Raw genomic sequence first — 4,730 nt, forward strand, 5'->3', positions numbered from 1 at the left:
CGATCGTCTCCACCCGCACCGGCTCGTCCTTGCCCGGTGCGATCACGCCCCGTACTTCCTGCGCCATGGTGCTGAACCCTTCCCTTCGCCGGTGTCCGTCCTTTCGACCCTAGAGGTGACTGATCGGTAACGGCGGCGGCGCCCCGCGTCCGGCGACGCGGCCGACGTAGCCTGAATGCTCCACCCTTCCCGCGAGGAGCCCCGTGAGCATCGCAGCCACCGAGACCCCATCGGCCGCCTGGCGGCTGCTCATCGGTTACGTCCGGCCGCATCGGTGGGCCCTGCTGACCGGCGCGCTGCTGTCGCTGCTCACGGGCGCCACCGGGCTGTTGCTGCCGCTGGTGGCGAAGGGGCTCATCGACGACCTGTCCCACGACCGGGCCATCACCGGCGCGTTGCTCGCCATGTCCGCGCTCGTCATCGCCAACGCGGCCCTGGGCGGGCTCGGTTCGTACGTGCTGCGGCGCACCGCGGAGTCGGTGGTCCTCGGCGCGCGGCGCGCGTTGTCGTCGTATCTTCTGCGGCTGCGGATCACGGCCGTGGACCGCAGCGAGCCGGGCGACCTGATGGCGCGCATCACCTCGGACACGACACTGCTGCGCGAGGTCACCACCGACTCCCTGGTGGGCCTCGGCACGGGCGGGCTGACGCTCGTCGCGACCGTGGTGATGATGGGCCTCGTCGACCCCGTGCTGCTGGGGGTCACGCTGGCGGTGATCGCGGGTGCGGGCACGGTCCTCGGGGTGATCGTGCCCCGGATCAACCGGGCCAGCAGGCGGGCGCAGGACGCGGTCGGGGTGATGGGTGCCTCGCTGGAGCGCATCCTCGGTGCGCTGCGCACGGTGAAGGCCTCCGGTGCCGAGCACCGTGAGGAACGGACGCTGCACGAGGCGGCCGAGGAGTCGTGGCGGCAGAGCGTGAGCGCCGCCAAGTGGTCGGCGGCGGCGGGCAACACGGCCGGGCTGGCGATGCAGATCGCCTTCATCACCGTCCTGGCCGTGGGCGGGGCACGGGTGGCGACCGGCGCGATCGAGGTGGGCACGCTGGTGGCGTTCCTGCTGTACGTCTTCTACCTGATGTCCCCGATCCAGCAGGTGGTCGGCGCGATCACGCAGTACCAGACGGGGGCGGCCGCCCTGGCCCGCATCCAGGAGGCGCTGAGCCTGCCGTCCGAACCCGCGGACCGGCCCGCTCCGTTGCCGTCGCCCGGCGCGGAACCGGCCGCCCTCGCCTTCGACGAGGTCCGCTTCCGGTACGCCGACGACCTGCCGTACGTGCACCACGGCGTGTCGTTCGCCGTGCCCCCGCGCGGCATGACGGCGTTCGTCGGCCCGTCCGGCGCGGGCAAGACGACGGTCTTCTCGCTCATCGAGCGGTTCTACGACCCCGAGTCCGGGACGATCACCCTGGACGGCCGCCCGCTCGCCGACTGGGAGCTGCCGCGGCTGCGGTCGGCGATCGGCTATGTGGAGCAGGACGCGCCGGTCCTGTCGGGTTCGCTGCGGGACAACCTGCTGCTGGGCAACCCGGAGGCGGACGACGACGCCGTGGCGCGCGTGGTGAGGACGACCCGCCTCGACGGGCTGGTCGCCCGCCTGCCGCAGGGCCTGGAGACGCTGGTAGGGCACCGCGGCACCAAGCTCTCCGGCGGTGAGCGCCAGCGGGTGGCCATCGCCCGCGCGCTGCTGCGCCGTCCCCGCCTGCTGCTGCTCGACGAGGCCACCTCGCAGCTGGACGCGGTCAACGAGGCGGCGCTGCGCGACACCGTCGCGGACGTCGCCCGGACGACGACGGTCCTGGTCGTCGCTCACCGGCTGTCGACGGTGACGATGGCGGACCGGATCGTCGTCATGGACGCGGGCCGGGTGCGTGCCGTGGGCACCCATCGCGAACTCGTCGCCGCGGACCCGCTGTACGCGGAGCTCGCGGCCACGCAGTTCCTCGCGACGGCCGGGTGAGGCCGGGGTCCCGACACACGGCGAGGGCCGCCCGGATCGGGCGGCCCTAGGTCGGTCAGCGGCTCAGTGGACGGCGCCGAGGAGCGGGAGCAGGGGGGCTGCCAGGTCGGTGACCTGGTGCAGCTGGTTGAGGTCGTTCAGCCGCTGCAGCTGGTCGGACGGCCGGGGCATCTCGCCCACGTGCTCCCGAGGCACGTCGCTCACCGCGAGCGAGTCGAGCGTGGCCATCGGGCTGATCCGGCCCGGGTTCGGAACGGCCGGGGCGGCGCCCGCCATCGGCGCGGCGAGGCCGGTGATGCCCGCGGCGAGACCAACGGCGGCGGCGATACGTCGTGTTGAGATCATGCTTTGAGCAACGGCCGCGGACGCCCGCCGGACACGGGCGCACCGCCCCGCTCACCCGTCAGGCGCATCGCACCCCTGCGCTTGCCGAGCCTGCCGGGGCGGAGGAGTCTCGAAGGTGAGGTGCTGCGCGGCCCGCTCCGCACAGGGTCGCGGCTCTCGGAGGAGGTCACCATGGGCACCGCGGCAAGCTCCACCTTCAACGCCGAGACACTGCGCAAGGGCGTCGAAGGACACACGGCGGCAGATCTTCTGTCCCTCTACGCGGACGACGCGCAAGTACGCATCGTGGACCGCAACAGTCAGCCGAGCCGGCCCAGGGTCCTGCGCGGGCGCGACGAGATCGGCGCCCTCTTCCAGGACATCTACAGCCGGGACATGACGCACAAGGTCGACCAGTGCATCATCCAGGGCGACCACGCCGCGTACAGCCAGTCCTGCCGGTACTCGGACGGCACCCGCGTGCTCGCCGAGTCGATGATCACGCTGCGCGACGGGAAGATCGCCGAGGAGATCCTGATCCAGGCCTGGGACGAGTAGGAGGAGGCGACGAGGCTCCGGGGCCCGCCCGTGCGCGGCCCCGGCCCCGGCGTACTCGGGGTGTGATCAGCGCATCCAGGCGCTGTACGCCATCACGTCGCCGGCCTTGACGCCGTACGCGGGCTCGGCCCGGACGAAGACGCTCTCCAGGCCGAGCACGGCGCCGGTGACCGGGTCCAGCACCAGCATCCGGCGCAGGCCCCGGCCCTCGTAGACGTACGCCTGGCCGCGCCGCCCGAGCCGGTCGGTCACCTGCCCGGCCGGGCGCAGGCCGCCGGTGTCCGCCAGCAGCGCCGCGAGGGCCGCGCTCTCGCGCGCGCCGAGGGTCCAGTGGTCGAGCAACAGCTCCACCGCGTCGAGGAGTTCGGGGGTGGTGGGGGCGGCGCGCAGGTACGCGGCCTCGCTCAGGTAGGCGCGCAGGCGGGCGGCGTCGTGCGGCGGGGGCGACTCCGGCGGGGCGTCGCTCCAGCTCGGCGGGTAGGTCCGGCGGCTGATCACATGGCCGTCCGGCACCGGGCGGGCGCCGCCCCCGTCGCTGAGGACGGGCCGGCCGGGGTGGCGCGGGTCGGTCGCGACGACGAGTTCGGTGTGGCTGCCGTCCGCCCGCCAGCGCACGACGCGTTCCTCGGGCAGGGTGATCGGCGGCGCGTCCTCGCTCATGCCGAGGCTCCACGACTGCACGTGGGTGCCCTTGCGCAGACGGGGCGAGCCGTCGGCCGCGGCCGCCCGCGCCCGCCCGGCCAGCACCTTCAGCGGTACGGGGGTGGAGCCGGCCTGCACGACGAGCGGACGGGGCGCGGCGACGGCGGGCGGCGTGCCGGGGCCGGTGAGCACGAGAGCGAGCGTCACGACGGTCACGACGAGGGCAGCCGCGAGACCCCAGGCAGCCCTGGCCGGCCGGTTGCCGAGGGCAAGAGGCGCGGACCGCCCCCAGGGGGCCTTCCCCCGGCTGCCCCGGACGGGACCACGCGTCCGCCGCCCGCCCTGACCGCGGCGCTCGCCGTCGGCCGCGCGGCCCCGGGGCAGCCCGGTACGCCGGCCCCGGCCGGGGAGAGGCGCCGACCGCCGGCCCTCGCGCCGCCCGCCGTCCAGCAGGTCCGCCAGGTGCCGCTCCGCCCGCTGGTCCAAAGGGCCGTCGCCGAAACGCGGTGCGTCGGCCGGTACGGGGTTGGCGTTGCGCAGGAGTTCGAGTTCGTCAGCCATGGCGGTGCTCCTTCGTAGCGGTCCCTCCGTCGGCGAGAGCGGGGCGCATACGGTCGATCTCGGCGCGCAGCCGGCGCCTGGCGCGGTGCAGCCGCATCGCGGCCGCCCGGGTGCCGCAGCCGAGCGCGACGGCGAGATCACCGACGCCCAGTTCCTCCCAGGCCGTCAGGCGCAGGACCTCCTGGTCGGCCTCGGAGAGCCGGCCCAGCGCCTCGTGCACCCAGGCGCCCGGCGCCTCGGCGTCGGGGCTGTCCACGATCTGCCGGCCGCGCGCGGTCTCGTCGTTGCCCAGCCGGTCCAGCAGCCTGCGCCGGCGCCCGTGTCCGCGTACCGCGTTGGCCAGACAGTTGCGTGCCACGCCGTACAGCCACGGCAGCGGGGACGCCGGCAGGTCGGCACGGCGCCGCCAGGCCACCGTGAACACCTCCGCCACCACTTCCTCCACCTCGCCGGTCCGCCCGCTCAGTCGACGTGCGACATAACGGCTGACCGCCCAGTAGTGCTCGCGATAGGCAGCGGCGAAGATCTCGTCGTTGCTCATGTTCGGTTCGTGTCCGGCACCTTCGGGATCGTCACACCCTTTTCCGTGATACTCGTCGCGTCCGCCGAGTGTGACCGCACGGCCGGGTACGGACACAGGCGGGGCGTGAGGAACCTCAAGAGCATCAAGTGGCTGACGACCACCGA

Annotated in this window: 5 protein-coding genes; 2 read left to right on the forward strand and 3 right to left on the reverse strand. The window is 74.0% G+C overall.

Annotated elements, in window-relative coordinates; all coding sequences use genetic code 11:
- Window positions 1-203 precede the first annotated feature (203 nt).
- Window positions 204-1,958 carry an ABC transporter ATP-binding protein gene (locus M8J74_RS43665; protein ID WP_249841706.1) on the forward strand — a complete coding sequence of 585 codons (1,755 nt, stop codon included), beginning with the start codon at window positions 204-206 and terminating at the stop codon, window positions 1,956-1,958.
- Between the two features lie 63 nt (window positions 1,959-2,021).
- On the opposite strand, the gene M8J74_RS43670 is transcribed toward M8J74_RS43665, so the two are convergent.
- On the reverse strand, window positions 2,022-2,303 hold the full coding sequence (locus M8J74_RS43670; protein ID WP_249841707.1) for a hypothetical protein: 282 nt from the start codon (window positions 2,301-2,303) through the stop codon (window positions 2,022-2,024).
- Window positions 2,304-2,474: 171 nt separating this feature from the next.
- On the opposite strand from M8J74_RS43670, the gene M8J74_RS43675 reads away from it, so the two are divergent.
- The gene (locus tag M8J74_RS43675) at window positions 2,475-2,840 is read left to right on the forward strand and encodes a nuclear transport factor 2 family protein (RefSeq protein ID WP_249841708.1); all 366 of its coding nucleotides are present in this window, start codon (window positions 2,475-2,477) and stop codon (window positions 2,838-2,840) included.
- Window positions 2,841-2,906: 66 nt separating this feature from the next.
- Here the strand turns inward: M8J74_RS43675 and M8J74_RS43680 are convergent, their stop codons facing one another.
- The gene (locus tag M8J74_RS43680; protein ID WP_249841709.1) at window positions 2,907-4,043 is read right to left on the reverse strand and encodes a CU044_5270 family protein; all 1,137 of its coding nucleotides are present in this window, start codon (window positions 4,041-4,043) and stop codon (window positions 2,907-2,909) included.
- The gene (locus tag M8J74_RS43685; RefSeq protein ID WP_249841710.1) at window positions 4,036-4,584 is read right to left on the reverse strand and encodes an RNA polymerase sigma factor; all 549 of its coding nucleotides are present in this window, start codon (window positions 4,582-4,584) and stop codon (window positions 4,036-4,038) included. Before M8J74_RS43685 ends, M8J74_RS43680 begins: the two co-directional genes overlap by 8 nt.
- Between the last annotated feature and the right edge of the window lie 146 nt (window positions 4,585-4,730).

The organism is Streptomyces panaciradicis (assembly GCF_023516615.1).
In the GTDB taxonomy this organism is placed as follows: Bacteria; Actinomycetota; Actinomycetes; order Streptomycetales; family Streptomycetaceae; genus Streptomyces; species Streptomyces panaciradicis.

Bases quoted from the DNA above. Each gene is read 5' to 3' on its own strand.
- M8J74_RS43680 (WP_249841709.1), bottom strand. From the start codon at position 4,043: ATGGCTGACGAACTCGAACTCCTGCGCAACGCCAACCCCGTACCGGCC.
- M8J74_RS43685 (WP_249841710.1), bottom strand. From the start codon at position 4,584: ATGAGCAACGACGAGATCTTCGCCGCTGCCTATCGCGAGCACTACTGG.
- M8J74_RS43670 (WP_249841707.1), bottom strand. From the start codon at position 2,303: ATGATCTCAACACGACGTATCGCCGCCGCCGTTGGTCTCGCCGCGGGC.
- M8J74_RS43675 (WP_249841708.1), top strand. From the start codon at position 2,475: ATGGGCACCGCGGCAAGCTCCACCTTCAACGCCGAGACACTGCGCAAG.